Consider the following 12,876-nt stretch of genomic DNA (forward strand, 5'->3'; position numbering starts at 1 on the left):
CGTTAATCCTTTTGCGCCTTCCCCACGGCGGCATTATTTCATCCCGCGCGTGACGCGGTTGGCCAGCCGGCTGAGCAGCGGCTCCAGCGCCACCGCCAGCAGCATTTTCAGCGGCCGACGCGCGACCGATTTAACCGCCCAGCCGGCAACGCCCGCCGGGCCATAACGCAGCGCGGTCAGCAGCGCCAGCTTACCGACGATTTTCAGACCGGGCTTCACCTGCTGCCCGGCGCGTTGCCATTTGCTATTCATGCGTTGCCTCATTCGTTAGAAACAGGATTTACAGCTGGCGAAAGCGGCTGCGCAGCGTAAAGGTGTCGGAGGTCACGTACCGCTCCATTTCACGCAGACGCTGTTCACCGGAGGCCAGTTCGGCATCCACGGCGGCCAGCAGATCGCCATTGCTCGGCGCTTTATGACCGTACAGCTCGCTGTCCGGTATCGGATCCAGAGCAAAAGTCAAAATGATGTAGGCCACCAGGACAAAGAAAAAGAGGCCGAAAATCATCGCCAGCACGGTAATCAGACGCACCAGCTTCACCGGGACATCAAGATGCTGAGCAATACCCGCGCAGACGCCCTTCACCATCCCGCGCTGCGGGATACGCCACAGTTTTTTATTCAGATCCAGTCCGGCCATTATTTGTCCCTCCAGTTCGGATGTTCGGCATCCAGGATCGCTTCCAGCGCCTGAATGCGTTCGCGCATCCGCTTCGCGTCATCGGTCAACTGCAGCAGCCGTTGCTGCTCATTTTGCGTCAGACTGCCGTTGGCGCCGCGATTGTTGTAGTGCAGCCACAGCCAGACCGGCAGAACAAACAGCACAAACAGCGTCAGCGGAATGGCGAGAAAAAGCATGCTCATGTGTACTCCTTACAGGGGGTGAGCCGCGGCGCAACGCCGCGCCGCGCAATCATACTTACTGGTTGGACTGATTCATTTTGGCTTTCAACGCCGCCAGCTGCTCGCTGATTTCATCGTCCGCTTTCAGTTCGGCAAACTGCTGATCCAGCGTCTGCTGCTTGCCAAAGCGGTGGCTCTCCGCTTCCGCTTCCATCTGATCGATGCGACGCTCAAAGGATTCAAAGCGCGCCATCGCCTCATCCAGTTTACCGCTGTCCAGCTGGCGACGCACATCGCGGGACGAACTCGCCGCCTGATGGCGCAGCGCCAGCGCCTGCTGACGGGCGCGGGTTTCGCTGAGTTTGTTCTCCAGCTCGCCAATCTCTTTCTTCATGCGCGCCAGCGTTTCATCGACCAGCTGCACTTCATGATCCAGCTGAGCGATAAGGTCGGTCAGCTTTTGTTTTTCGATCAGCGCCGCCCGGGCCAGATCTTCTTTCTCTTTGCGCAGGGCCAGCTCGGCTTTTTCCTGCCATTCCGCCTGCTGGGCGACCGCCTGCTCAATACGACGGGACAGCTGTTTCTTTTCCGCCAGCGCGCGGGCCGATGTCGAACGCACCTCAACCAGCGTGTCTTCCATCTCCTGGATCATCAGACGCACCAGCTTTTGCGGGTCCTCCGCTTTCTCCAGCAGGGAGTTGATGTTGGCGTTCACGATGTCGGCAAAACGAGAAAAAATACCCATAATTTCAATCCTCATAGTTCTGGTTTCAGGCATTCACCTGTGGCTTAGCTAATACAAATGGCGTGCCAACTTTTTATCTTATTGATTTTAAACAGGGTGGTTGCGAAACGTGCTGGGCATTGCTACAGTCACCTGGTTAATTACACTACTTAATGGCGAAATTCATCATGGCGCAGTACAAGGATAATCTGCTGGGCGAGGCCAATAGCTTTCTCGAGGTGCTGGAACAGGTTTCCCGGCTGGCCCCGCTGGATAAACCGGTGCTGGTCATCGGCGAGCGCGGTACCGGGAAAGAGCTTATTGCTAACCGTCTGCACTACCTCTCCAGCCGCTGGCAGGGGCCGTTTATCTCATTGAACTGCGCGGCGCTGAACGATAATCTGCTCGACTCGGAGCTGTTCGGCCACGAAGCCGGGGCTTTCACCGGGGCCAGCAAGCGCCATCCCGGGCGCTTCGAGCGCGCCGACGGCGGGACGCTGTTTCTCGATGAGCTGGCGACAGCCCCAATGCTGGTGCAGGAGAAGCTGTTAAGAGTGATTGAATATGGCGAGCTGGAGCGCGTGGGCGGCAGCCAGCCGCTGCAGGTTAACGTCCGGCTGGTGTGCGCCACCAACGCTGACCTGCCGCAGATGGTCGAGGAAGGTCATTTTCGCGCCGACCTGCTCGACCGCCTGGCCTTCGACGTGGTACAGCTCCCCCCGCTACGCGACCGGCAGAGCGACATCATGCTGCTCGCCAACCAGTTTGCCATCCAGATGTGCCGCGAACTCGGTCTGCCGCTGTTTCCCGGCTTTAGCGAACGAGCGACCGCGACGCTGCTCGGCTACCGCTGGCCGGGGAATATTCGCGAACTGAAGAACGTGGTTGAGCGCTCGGTGTATCGCCACGGCGACAGCGAGCATGAGCTGGACGCGATTATTATTAACCCTTTTCGTCAGTCCCCCGGCTCTCCGCCGGAAGCCGCGCCCGGCGATGAGCTGCCCGCGCTACCGCTGGATCTGCGCGATTTCCAGCTCCAGCAGGAAAAACGCCTGCTGCAGCGGAGTCTGGAGCAGGCGAAGTATCATCAGAAGCAGGCGGCGGAGCTGCTGGGATTAACCTATCACCAGCTCCGCGCGCTGCTGAAAAAGCATCAGCTGTGAGAGGCGCGCGGCAGCAGCAGCGCGCTCACCGCCATCGCCCCCAGACATAAGACGGCGTTAAACCACAGGGCATACTGGGCGGCATGGGCCATGCCCAGCGGTAAAAACAGCGTGAAAAGTGACGCTGTCACGGCGATACCCATCGCCCCGCCCAGCGAGCTGCCCATCTTATAGATCCCCGAGGCGACACCGATTTTGTTCTCCGGGGCATTGGCCACCGCGGTATCCGTCGACGGTGTGGCGTAGCAGCCCAGTCCGAGGCCAAACAGCACGTTGCTGGCGAACACCACCCCGATATACAGCGCCTTTTCGAGAAAGGTGCAGGATATCAGCGCGATGGCGATAGCGGTCAACACCGGACCGGCCATCATCGGCAGCCGGGCGCCATAGCGCTGCAGCAGCTTCTCGCCGACCCGGATCATCGCCAGGACGGTCACCAGATAGCCGAGGGTCATCATCCCGCTCTCCAGCGGCGTCAGGTGGTGCCCCTGCTGCAGCCAGATGCTGGCGATCATCATGGTGCCAATCGCTCCATTGAGCAGAAAGTTCGACAGCACTGCCGCACCGTAGGCCCGGTTGCGAAACAGCGCAAAATCAATCAGCGCCGCCTCGCCTTTGCGCATGCCGTTGCGGATAAATACCGTTCCCGCCGCCAGCGCCCCGGCCAGCATGGTCAACGACAGCGGGCTGCTCCAGCCCCAGCCGTGGCCCTTGCTGATAAACAGATTCACCAGCACCAGCGCAACAATCAGGCTCAGCAGACCGCCGACGTCCAGCTTATGCTGGCTGGCGCTGGCGCTGCGGCTCTCCGGCGTGCCGCGCAGCAAAAACAGCGCCAGCAGGGCAACGGCGATCGAGAAGACGAAGATCCAGCGCCAGCCGAGCCCTGTGGCGATAGCCCCGCCAACGAAGGAACAGAGACCGCTGCCGCCCCACGAGCCGATGACCCAGAAGCTGACCGCCCGCTGCCGCGCGCGCCCTTCATACCAGGTTTTAATCAGCGCCAGCGTCGCCGGCATAATGCAGGCTGCCGACAGCCCCTGCAGCACCCGGCCGGCGAGGAACAGCCCCGGTCCCTGAGCGACCACCAGCATGGCGCTGCCGACGATACTCAGCCCCAGCCCGAGGGTGGTCATCCGCATCCGGCCAAACTTGTCCGCCAGGCCGCCGCTGGCGACCACGAAGCAGCCGCTGAACAGCGCGCTGAGACTGACGGCCAGAGTTAAGGTTTCAAGAGAGATATCAAGGCTGCTTTTCATCGCCGGCACCACGTTAATCACCGACTGGGCGAACAGCCAGAAGGTTAAAACGCTTAACACAATCCCCACCAGCAGGCGATCGTTGCCGACAAACGGGGTGTCGCTTATTGTGACAGTGCTCATCGCATGGCCCTCCCGTTTCTCGTGATTAGCGCAGATAGCGTTCCGTCAGGCCACACCACAGCGCCGCGCCGGTCAGCAACAGCGCGTCGTTGAAGTCATACCCCGGGTTATGCACCATGCAGCGATCCGGCTCATCGCCAGCGCCGATGGTGAAATAGCTGCCATGCGGGTGCTGCTCCAGCATGAAGGCAAAATCTTCACTGCCCATAAACGGCTTCACCTCGCCCACCTGCTCTGCGCCAAACAGCGCTGTCGCCACCTCCCGCACCATGGCGTTCGTCGCCGGATCGTTACGCAACACCGGGCTGCCGTTGACGTGGGTCAGCGTGGCGGTGGCATTGAAGCTCTCCGCCTGGGCCACGGCGATATCATGGATCCGCTGCAGCACGGTCTCGCGCACCTGCTCATTGAGGGTGCGCACCGTGAGCTTCATCAGCACGTGATCGTTAATGATATTGGGCGCATGACCGGCCTGGATGCTGCCGACGGTCACCACCGCCGGTTCAAACGGGGTGATATTGCGCGAGACAATGGACTGTAGCGCGAGGGTAATATGGCAGGCCACCAGCGTGGCATCCACCGTATGCTCCGGCACCGCGCCGTGGCCGCCAACGCCCTTCACTTCAATATGCAGCGTATCGGAGGAGGCCATCATCGCCCCGTCGCGCAGGCCGATCTTGCCCAACGGCTGACCCGGCATATTGTGCAGGCCGAAGATGGCGTCGCAGGGAAACTGGTCAAATAGACCGTCCTCGACCATTACCCGCCCGCCGTACAGCAACTCTTCCGCGGGCTGGAAAATCAGCTGCAGCGTGCCGGTAAACTGGCGGGTGCGCGCCAGATATTCAGCGGCGTAGAGCAGCGTGGTGGTGTGCCCGTCATGGCCGCAGCCGTGAAAGCGCCCTTCAACCTGGCTTGCCCACGGCTTACCGCTCCGCTCCTGCATCGGCAGGGCATCCATATCCGCCCGCAGGCCAAGGCGTTTTTTCCCCTCGCCGACGCGCAGCGTGCCCACCACTCCGGTGCCCGCCAGGCCGCGGTGAACCTCGTATCCCCACTCGCCAAGCAGTCGGGCGACCTCGCTGCTGGTCTGGTGCTCTTCAAAGCCGATCTCCGGCTGCTGGTGGAACCGACGACGCAGAGCAATAAATTGCGCCTCGTTAACCTGCAATGCTTCTAGCAACGGATGTGTCATTTTTGTTATTCCTGTGTTGTGTTTGCACGACACTTTCGAGTTTATGCGGGTGCCTCAGCTTGCAGGCGCGCTTTTTTGTTTTATATTGACGAAAAATCAATGAGTGTTTTTCATACATATCGGTTATGACAAAAAACAACCGGTTGTTTTTTGTCTACAGAGGAGAGTCATGTGGAGCAGCATTCAGGCGACTTTAGCGTCACCGTACGCGATGTGCGTCAGCTGACCCAGCCGGAAAGCGATCTGCTGACGCTGCTGTGGGTACTGGAGGGAAGCGTAAATCTGGCGGTGGCGGAAGGTGCGTCGCAGCCGCTCGCCGCCGACGGGCTGGCGATCGTTAACCGCAACCGTCGCTGGAGCCTGCGCAGCGCCGGGGCCAACGCCGTGATGATCCTCACCCTCTCCGCCAGCTGGCTGGCCCGCCTCGATAATGCCTTTTTTGCCGTCGATTACCAGATAACGCCGCGCACCCGGGATGCCGATGACGGCCTGCGCCGCCTGATGCGCCAGCTGCTGGTGAGCGGCCTGGTCAATCATCCTGGCCATTACCGACTGGAGGCCAACCGCTGGCTGAGTGAGATAGCGCTGCTGCTGGCCACGCGCTTTAGCCAGCCCATCGCCTCCACGCCCCGGCGCGATACCGAAAAATGGAGCCGGAGAATAGCCAGCGTGGTGGCGCGGATCGACGCTAACTATCAGCGTCGCCTCTCGTTGCAGGAGGTGGCGGCCGCGGAATTTGTCTCCGAGGCCTGGCTGTCACGCTTATTTCGCAAAGAGGTCGGGGTAAGTTTTGTCCAGTACCTCACCGCGCTGCGCCTGCGCCACGCCGCCGACCAGCTATTAACCACCCGCAAAACCGTCCAGCAAATCGCCCGCGAACAGGGATTCGCCAGTACGCGAATGATGAGCGATTTGTTTAAGCGCCAGCACGGCGTGACGCCGCGCCAGTATCGTGAACAGCATCCTCTGGAGCTTGCCCGACCGCGCCCGCCGCAGGCCGATCGCTGGCAGCCGGTGGCGGCCGACCGGCTGTATGCGCGACTCAATGAGCCGGAACCACGCGACCGGGAAAGTCCCCCCCTGCCGATCAACCCACCGCAGACCCGGGAGATCAATCTGCGCGATCGTCCAGCGCGCCCCGCAGCGCTGCGCCATACCCGGATGGTGGTGACCGTGCGCGAACTGGACGATCTGCTGCGCGCAGATGTGCGCCGGGAACTCGAACAGCTGCACCACGCCCTGCCGGTGTATGCCATCGATATCAACGATCCCTTTCTCAGCAGTCGGCTGTTCGGCACCGGCTGGGACGATCCGCAGATGGCCGGCTACGCCTGCTGGTACAACCTGCAGCAGATTTTTAGCTGGCTGGCGGCGATGGGCTGGCAGGTGATCCTGCACACCGGCGTCACCACCCGCAGCGACCTGCTGCAGCGCTTCCTGCAGCTCGCCGCCAACCATTTTCCGCCAGCCACGCTCAACAGCTGGCGCTTTGTCTGGCACTGGTCGCCGCAGGCCAGCGAAGCTGCGCGCCAGGCCGCCTGGCGGCAGCAGCGCGGGGTTCTTCATCGCCTGCTGCCACAGCCGCAGCTGGGGATCTGGCACCGCTTTGCTCCCAGCGATCCCGGGAACGATCCGCTGTTCCACTCGCCGCTGCTGGCAGAGGCGGATTTTCTCGCCTGCCAGGCAGATGCCAACGAACAGCTGGATCTGGCCCAGGCAGACAGCAGCCGCCTGGCCTCCAGCGAACATTACCCGCTGCACAAGCTGCGGCAGATCCACAGCGCCCTGCGCCAGCGTCAGCTCAACCTGCCGCTGTGGCTGCTCTCCTGGAATACGCTGACCGGCGATACGCGGGATACCAACGGCCGCTTTTTTCGCGGCGCGCTGCTGATGGATAATCTGCTGGGGGTGGCGGACCAGGTCTGGCTGGCGGGCTTCTGGTTAAATTCAGGCCTCCAGGGCGAAGCTCGCGCCAACGGCAAGCTCGATACCTCCAGCCTGGCGCTGCACTATCTGCACGGCCTGCCGCGCCCGGTTTACTGGGTACTCTGGCTCTGGCGGCGGCTGCGCGGCGAGATCCTGGTTCACGATAAAAACCTGCTGCTGCTCCACCACCAGGGTCACTACCAGCTGCTGCTGCGCAATACGGTGGTCTACAATCCCTGGCTCTCCAGCGAAGCGGCCTTTATCCAGCGCTTCAGCCAGCCCTACAGCGTGCGGCTGCAGGGCCTGGATGGCAGCTGGCGCATCAAACAGCACCTGTTCGATCAGCACCACGGCGCGTTGTTCCCGCTGGTGGACGCCTTTCGCAGCCGCAGCGGCCCTGACGCCGAGGATTATCAGTGGCTGATGCATCAGGCCCGTCCGGCGCTCAGCGTGGATGAAGCCAGGCTCGATGGCTATTGGCTGCGGATCGACTCGCTGCAGAGCAATGCGCTGGCGCTGTACGAGTTTACGCCTCAGTCGCCCACAGGCCCCTGAAGTAAACCGTGAATTTTCCGCTGGCTCTCCGTCGTTGCCGGATTAAAGACCAGCAGGGAAAGATCGGGACGGCCTTCCACGGCAAAGGAGGTAAATTCCAGTTCGAGCGGCCCCATCTGCGGGTGGTTAATGCGCTTATAGCCCTCGCCGTGGCCGGCGACGTCATGGCTTTGCCAGAAACGGGCGAACTCGACGCTCTGCTGGCTGAGCTCCGCGATCAACTGGTCAGTTTCTTTCGTGGCGCCCATCCGCGTGACGTCGGCGCGGAAGGCGTTGACGATAAGCTGCCCCACCCTCTGCCAGTCCTCCAGAATGCAGCGGGCCTCCGGCCGGGTAAACAGGCGGCGCAGCACGTTGCGCTCAGCCAGCGGCAGTTGGCTGTAGTCGGTCAGCACCCTGGCCGCCGGCGCGTTCCAGGCGATGACGTCCCAGCTGGCGGTGCGGATAATCGCCGGAATGGTGAAAGCGTCAAGCACCCGCTGCAGCCGCGGCGTCATATCATCCGTCACCGTCAGACGCGTCTGCGGCGGATGGCCAAAGGCGAGAATAAACAGATGCTCGCGCTCCGGGGTGGTCAGCCGCAGACCGCGGGCGATCCGCTCCAGCACCTCGCGGGAAGGCGCCCCACCGCGCCCCTGTTCAAGCCAGGTATACCAGGTCGGGCTGATGCTGGCGAGCTGCGCGACCTCTTCGCGGCGCAGCCCCGGGGTGCGCCGGCGTCCCGCCGGGAAGCCAAACGTTGCCGGATCGAGACGCTGGCGGCGGGCGCGGAGAAAATCGCCTAAAGCATGGTTGTCAGAAGTGTTCATCATCTGCCTGTGGGTTCTGCCTGTTAGAATTTATACCCCGATAATGTCTCTACTTTTATAGTATGACATCGCAGGTAGGATACGCCTGAAACCCATTCAGGAGATCCATGATGCGTATATTTCTTACCGGCGCGAGCGGATTTATCGGCTCACGTATTCTTCCGGCGCTGCAGGCGTCGGGCCATCAGGTTATCGGCCTCGCGCGCAGCGAAAGCACCGCACAGGCCCTGAAGGCGGCCGGTGCCGAGGTGCATCGCGGCACGCTGGATGCCCCGGAGTCGCTGCTGGCTGGCGTCGGGAACGCCGACGCGGTGATCCATACCGCCTTCGACCACGACTTCAGCCGCTTTGCCGCTAACTGCGAGAAAGACCGCCAGGCGATCCTGGCCCTGGGCCAGGCGCTGCGAGGCAGCACGCGGCCGCTGGTGATCACCTCCGGCACGCTGATGGGCGACGACGGGAGCGGCGCCCCGGCCCGGGAGTCGTTCTTCAACTCAGCGCACCCCAGCCCGCGCACCGCCTCAGAGCTCGCCGGCCAGCAGTTGCTGGAGGCGGGAGTGGATGTCAGGGTGGTCCGCTTACCGCAGGTGCATGACACCGTGCGTCAGGGACTGCTGACCTGCTATATCGAACGCGCGGTCGCCAACGGGGCGGTAGCCCTGCGCGGCGAGGGAAGCAACCGCTGGTCAGCCGCCCATGTCGATGACGTCGCACGTCTGTATGTCAGCGCGCTGCTTCAGGGCGCGGCCGGCGAGCGCTATCATGCGGTGGCCGAAGAGGGGATCGCGTTACGCGATATTGCAGCGGTAATTGCCCACGGATTAAACCTGCCGCTGACCCACCTGGATGACTCGCAGGTCGACGCCTGGTTCGGCTGGTTTGCGCCGTTTACCGCCCTTGACCTGCGCGCCAGCTCGGCATGGACCCGCGAGCGCTTGCAGTGGCAGCCGGTTGGCCCCGGGCTGCTGGAGGACCTGCAGAACATGGACTATCACAAAGTGACACTGTCACAATAATCGAAACACGCTCCCCCTGTATCACACCCGACGGGTACGGCTAGTCGCCCGTCGGGTCATCGGCTTTCTCCCCGCTATACTGAATCTATTCTCTAGCGTCCGCACGTCGTCGCCGTTTGGTCAACCGCGGCCAAACAGAGCTGACTGGCGATATCGGCGATAAAAAGTTACCATGTTTCACTATACAGACTCGGTTCCGCGACTATTTTAATCAATTGACTGAATACTATACGCACCCGGTAACCGCATTATCCCTCAGGCTTGTTGAAGGCGGTGGTGAATGTCTATTAATCTTAATAAGATAGAGTTCAGCTCTATAATCAAACAGAAAATATGCGCCTGAAATTGTCATCTCTCCTGGCAGCCGTTTCCCTGCTGTGTGGGCCAGCTTTTGCCGCCCCTGCGCTCCCCGACCGCGCCGATATCCGCGATAGCGGTTTCGTCTATTGCGTCAGCGGCCAGGTTAATACCTTTAACCCGCAGAAAGTCAGCAGCGGCCTGATTGTCGATACGCTGGCCGCTCAGATCTACGATCGTCTGCTTGACGTCGATCCCTATACCTACCGGCTGGTCCCCGAGCTGGCGGAGAGCTGGGAAGTTCTCGATAACGGCGCCACCTACCGCTTTCACCTGCGCCGCCACGTCCCGTTTCAACGCACGGCGTGGTTTACCCCGACGCGGGACTTTAATGCCGATGACGTCATTTTTACCTTTGGCCGTATTTTTAACCGCGACCATCCGTGGCACAACGTCAACGGCAGCAGCTTCCCCTACTTCGACAGTCTGCAGTTTGCTGACAGCGTGGAGAGCGTCCGCAAGCTGGATAATCAGACCGTGGAGTTTCGCCTCAAGCGGCCGGACGCCTCGTTCCTCTGGCATCTGGCCACCCACTATGCGTCAATTACCTCTGCCGAATATGCCGCCCGCTTAACGCAGGACGACCGCCAGGAGCAACTGGATCGCCAGCCGGTTGGCACCGGCCCGTTCCAGCTATCCGATTACCGCTCCGGACAATATGTTCGCCTGCAGCGCCACCCCGGCTACTGGCGCGGCAAACCTTTGATGCCCCAGGTGGTGGTCGACCTTGGCTCCGGCGGCACCGGCCGCCTGTCGAAACTGCTGACCGGAGAATGCGACGTGCTGGCCTGGCCAGCCGCCAGCCAGTTGACGATCCTGCGTGACGACCCGCGCCTGCGCCTGACGCTGCGCCCGGGAATGAACATCGCCTGGCTGGCCTTCAACACCGCCAAGCCGCCGCTGGATAACCCTGAGGTGCGCCATGCCCTGGCGCTGGCGATCAACAACCAGCGCCTGATGCAGTCTATCTACTATGGCACCGCGGAGACGGCGGCGTCCATGCTGCCGCGGGCCTCGTGGGCCTACGATAATGACGCTAAAATTACCGAATATAATCCGCAGGAGGCCCGCGCCCGCCTGAAAGCCCTGGGGCTGGAAAACCTGACCCTCAAGCTGTGGGTGCCCACCAGCTCGCAGGCGTGGAATCCCAGCCCGCTGAAAACGGCGGAGCTTATCCAGGCGGATATGGCGCAGATTGGCGTTAAGGTGATTATTGTGCCGGTAGAGGGACGTTTCCAGGAGGCGCGCCTGATGGACATGAGCCACGACCTGACGCTCTCCGGCTGGGCGACGGACAGTAACGATCCGGACAGTTTCTTCCGACCGCTGCTGAGCTGCGCGGCCATCGCCTCGCAAACCAACTTTGCCCACTGGTGTAACCGGGAGTTTGACGACGTGCTGCAAAAAGCGCTGCTCTCGCAGCAGCTCTCCTCGCGGATGGACGCTTACAAAGAGGCGCAGCGGATCCTCGCCCGCGAACTGCCGGTCCTGCCGCTGGCCTCGTCGCTGCGGCTGCAGGCCTACCGCTATGATATGAAAGGCCTGGTGCTCAGCCCTTTCGGTAACGCTTCGTTCGCTGGCGTATCGCGGGAAAATACCGAAGAGGTGAAAAAGCCATGATTATTTTTACCCTGCGCCGCCTGCTGCTGCTGCTGATCACCCTCTTTTTTCTGACCTTTGTCGGTTTCAGCCTGAGCTATTTCACCCCTCATGCCCCACTGCAGGGCGCTTCCCTGTGGAATGCGTGGCTGTTCTGGTTTGAAGGGGTGCTGCACTGGGATTTCGGCGTCTCCAGCATTAACGGCCAGCTGATTTCTGAGCAGTTGCGCGAGGTTTTCCCGGCGACCATGGAGCTGTGCATCCTCGCCTTCGGCTTTGCCCTGCTGATAGGAATTCCGGTGGGGATGATCGCCGGCGTAATGCGCAATAAATGGCCCGATACCCTGATCAGCGCCGTTGCGCTGGTCGGTTTCTCGATCCCGGTCTTCTGGCTGGCGCTGCTCCTGACCCTCTTCTTTTCCCTGACCCTCGGCTGGCTTCCGGTCTCCGGTCGCTTCGATCTGCTGTATGAGGTGAAAAATGTCACCGGTTTCGCGCTGATCGACGCCTGGCTTTCGGACTCGCCGTGGCGCCATGAGATGATCGTCAGCGCCGCCCGGCATATGGTGCTGCCGGTATTGACCCTGGCGGTCGCCCCCACCACTGAAGTGATCCGCCTGATGCGCATTAGCACCAGCGAGGTGTATGACACTAACTATGTAAAAGCGGCCGCCACCCGCGGCGTGTCGCGACGCAAAATTCTACTACGCCATGTGCTGCACAACGCCCTGCCGCCGGTGATCCCGCGTCTCGGCCTGCAGTTTTCCACCATGCTCACCCTGGCGATGATCACTGAGATGGTGTTCAGCTGGCCTGGACTAGGCCGCTGGCTGATCAACGCTATTCGCCAGCAGGACTACGCGGCGATCTCCGCCGGAGTGATGGTGATTGGCGCGCTGGTGATTATTGTCAACGTAATTTCCGATATTCTCGGTGCCATGGCTAACCCACTGAAACATAAGGAATGGTATGCCCTACGATAGCACCTACAAAATAAATATTTTTGTCAATTAAAAACAATGAGTTAAATTTTTAAATTGCGCAATTTTCCTGATTTTAATACACAATTTTGTACACATTGTTTTTGACGTCATCTCCGACAGTCATCAGTTAGATGGCTGTCGGAGTTCCCTTCCTACGTTTCCTCCACACCTTCTATACTTTCAGTCTGAAGACTGGAGGTAACCATGTACGGACGCTTTTCTCAATCACATACCCGTTAAGAGTACCCGGCTTATTTGGCTGAAGAGGCCGAGCGGGATATCGCTTATGACCCCGAACCACTCGGTCCGTACAACGTGGTTGAT

At 60.9% G+C, this 12,876-nt stretch carries 12 protein-coding genes and 1 pseudogene; 6 read left to right on the forward strand and 7 right to left on the reverse strand.

What is annotated here, in order from left to right:
* Nucleotides 1-33: 33 nt before the first annotated feature.
* From pspD to pspA, 4 genes are read right to left on the reverse strand one after another with little or no spacing between them, the layout of a single operon-like run.
* Nucleotides 34-252 (reverse strand): phage shock protein PspD, encoded by a 219-nt coding sequence (gene pspD, locus IB144_RS15020; protein ID WP_002901915.1) that lies wholly within the window; start codon nt 250-252, stop codon nt 34-36.
* 28 nt (nt 253-280) lie between these two features.
* A complete protein-coding gene (pspC, locus tag IB144_RS15025; RefSeq protein ID WP_002901913.1) occupies nt 281-640 on the reverse strand; it encodes an envelope stress response membrane protein PspC in 360 nt (119 codons plus the stop codon).
* Nucleotides 640-864 (reverse strand): envelope stress response membrane protein PspB, encoded by a 225-nt coding sequence (pspB, locus tag IB144_RS15030; RefSeq protein WP_002901911.1) that lies wholly within the window; start codon nt 862-864, stop codon nt 640-642. Before pspB ends, pspC begins: the two co-directional genes overlap by 1 nt.
* A gap of 55 nt (nt 865-919) precedes the next feature.
* The gene (pspA, locus tag IB144_RS15035; protein WP_002901908.1) at nt 920-1,588 is read right to left on the reverse strand and encodes a phage shock protein PspA; all 669 of its coding nucleotides are present in this window, start codon (nt 1,586-1,588) and stop codon (nt 920-922) included.
* Between the two features lie 152 nt (nt 1,589-1,740).
* Here pspA and pspF point away from each other — a divergent pair, with 152 nt between their 5' ends.
* Nucleotides 1,741-2,730, forward strand: coding sequence for a phage shock protein operon transcriptional activator (gene pspF / locus IB144_RS15040; RefSeq protein WP_004148137.1), 990 nt, complete (start codon nt 1,741-1,743; stop codon nt 2,728-2,730).
* On the opposite strand, the gene IB144_RS15045 is transcribed toward pspF, so the two are convergent.
* Together IB144_RS15045 and IB144_RS15050 are read right to left on the reverse strand one after the other, a co-directional pair.
* Nucleotides 2,721-4,112, reverse strand: coding sequence for an MFS transporter (locus IB144_RS15045; RefSeq protein WP_065888625.1), 1,392 nt, complete (start codon nt 4,110-4,112; stop codon nt 2,721-2,723). The two genes, pspF and IB144_RS15045, sit on opposite strands and share 10 nt — an antisense overlap.
* Before the next feature lie 25 nt (nt 4,113-4,137).
* Nucleotides 4,138-5,307 carry a M20 aminoacylase family protein gene (locus IB144_RS15050; RefSeq protein WP_002901900.1) on the reverse strand — a complete coding sequence of 390 codons (1,170 nt, stop codon included), beginning with the start codon at nt 5,305-5,307 and terminating at the stop codon, nt 4,138-4,140.
* A 171-nt stretch (nt 5,308-5,478) separates the two neighbouring features.
* On the opposite strand from IB144_RS15050, the gene IB144_RS15055 reads away from it, so the two are divergent.
* On the forward strand, nt 5,479-7,788 hold the full coding sequence (locus IB144_RS15055) for a helix-turn-helix domain-containing protein (protein ID WP_046654346.1): 2,310 nt from the start codon (nt 5,479-5,481) through the stop codon (nt 7,786-7,788).
* Here the strand turns inward: IB144_RS15055 and IB144_RS15060 are convergent.
* A complete protein-coding gene (locus IB144_RS15060; RefSeq protein ID WP_149358954.1) occupies nt 7,767-8,597 on the reverse strand; it encodes a helix-turn-helix transcriptional regulator in 831 nt (276 codons plus the stop codon). The genes IB144_RS15055 and IB144_RS15060 overlap by 22 nt on opposite strands.
* A gap of 107 nt (nt 8,598-8,704) precedes the next feature.
* On the opposite strand from IB144_RS15060, the gene IB144_RS15065 reads away from it, so the two are divergent.
* The 4 genes and pseudogenes from IB144_RS15065 to IB144_RS15080 form a co-directional block, all read left to right on the forward strand.
* Nucleotides 8,705-9,613: an SDR family oxidoreductase gene (locus tag IB144_RS15065; protein WP_072198157.1), complete on the forward strand. Its 909-nt coding sequence runs from the start codon at nt 8,705-8,707 to the stop codon at nt 9,611-9,613.
* 333 nt (nt 9,614-9,946) lie between these two features.
* Entirely contained in the window at nt 9,947-11,590 is a 1,644-nt protein-coding gene (gene sapA, locus IB144_RS15070) for an ABC transporter substrate-binding protein SapA (protein ID WP_002901817.1), read from the forward strand.
* Nucleotides 11,587-12,552, forward strand: a complete 966-nt coding sequence (gene sapB, locus IB144_RS15075) for a putrescine export ABC transporter permease SapB (RefSeq protein ID WP_002901816.1) — start codon at nt 11,587-11,589, stop codon at nt 12,550-12,552. Before sapA ends, sapB begins: the two co-directional genes overlap by 4 nt.
* A 204-nt stretch (nt 12,553-12,756) precedes the next feature.
* Nucleotides 12,757-12,870: pseudogene (locus IB144_RS15080) on the forward strand (SOS response-associated peptidase); the annotation flags it as partial.
* Nucleotides 12,871-12,876 lie beyond the last annotated feature (6 nt).

This window comes from Klebsiella sp. K4, from assembly GCF_014596785.2.
Taxonomy (GTDB): Bacteria; Pseudomonadota; Gammaproteobacteria; order Enterobacterales; family Enterobacteriaceae; genus Klebsiella; species Klebsiella pneumoniae.

Coding starts and splice junctions, on each gene's coding strand:
- pspA (WP_002901908.1), bottom strand. CDS start 1,588: ATGGGTATTTTTTCTCGTTTTGCCGACATCGTGAACGCCAACATCAAC.
- IB144_RS15065 (WP_072198157.1), top strand. CDS start 8,705: ATGATGCGTATATTTCTTACCGGCGCGAGCGGATTTATCGGCTCACGT.
- pspC (WP_002901913.1), bottom strand. CDS start 640: ATGGCCGGACTGGATCTGAATAAAAAACTGTGGCGTATCCCGCAGCGC.
- pspB (WP_002901911.1), bottom strand. CDS start 864: ATGAGCATGCTTTTTCTCGCCATTCCGCTGACGCTGTTTGTGCTGTTT.
- sapA (WP_002901817.1), top strand. CDS start 9,947: ATGCGCCTGAAATTGTCATCTCTCCTGGCAGCCGTTTCCCTGCTGTGT.
- pspD (WP_002901915.1), bottom strand. CDS start 252: ATGAATAGCAAATGGCAACGCGCCGGGCAGCAGGTGAAGCCCGGTCTG.
- pspF (WP_004148137.1), top strand. CDS start 1,741: ATGGCGAAATTCATCATGGCGCAGTACAAGGATAATCTGCTGGGCGAG.
- IB144_RS15060 (WP_149358954.1), bottom strand. CDS start 8,597: ATGAACACTTCTGACAACCATGCTTTAGGCGATTTTCTCCGCGCCCGC.
- IB144_RS15045 (WP_065888625.1), bottom strand. CDS start 4,112: ATGAGCACTGTCACAATAAGCGACACCCCGTTTGTCGGCAACGATCGC.
- sapB (WP_002901816.1), top strand. CDS start 11,587: ATGATTATTTTTACCCTGCGCCGCCTGCTGCTGCTGCTGATCACCCTC.
- IB144_RS15050 (WP_002901900.1), bottom strand. CDS start 5,307: ATGACACATCCGTTGCTAGAAGCATTGCAGGTTAACGAGGCGCAATTT.